Raw genomic sequence first — 283 nt, forward strand, 5'->3', positions numbered from 1 at the left:
AATCTTTTCTGTATTAGCTAGTTCACGATCAGTGTTTATCGATATAAATGACTCTTTCTCAGCCTCAACAACTTTGACTGTTTCTAATCCTATTATGAAATTTTTGATTTTTTCTGCTTCAAAAGCCGCTCTAAAAATTTCTTTTGGATCATTCTGCATAGCTTCAATCCATGAAGAAACATAGGAAGCGTTATGACTTGGATCATAACCTATATTCAATTCCTCTCCAATCATAAAGGAGGCAATAGTTGTTCGAAGCTTTTCTTTGGCATATCCAGAAGAC

1 protein-coding gene is annotated in these 283 nt (G+C 34.3%); it reads right to left on the reverse strand.

Annotated features, from left to right (window positions below; translation table 11 throughout):
• Window positions 1-283 (reverse strand): zincin-like metallopeptidase domain-containing protein (locus ACFIKY_RS09215; RefSeq protein WP_375661755.1); only part of this gene is annotated, 283 nt, incomplete at both ends.

It is taken from the genome of Bartonella sp. CR127HXZ (assembly GCF_042194555.1).
Taxonomy (GTDB): domain Bacteria; phylum Pseudomonadota; class Alphaproteobacteria; order Rhizobiales; family Rhizobiaceae; genus Bartonella; species Bartonella grahamii.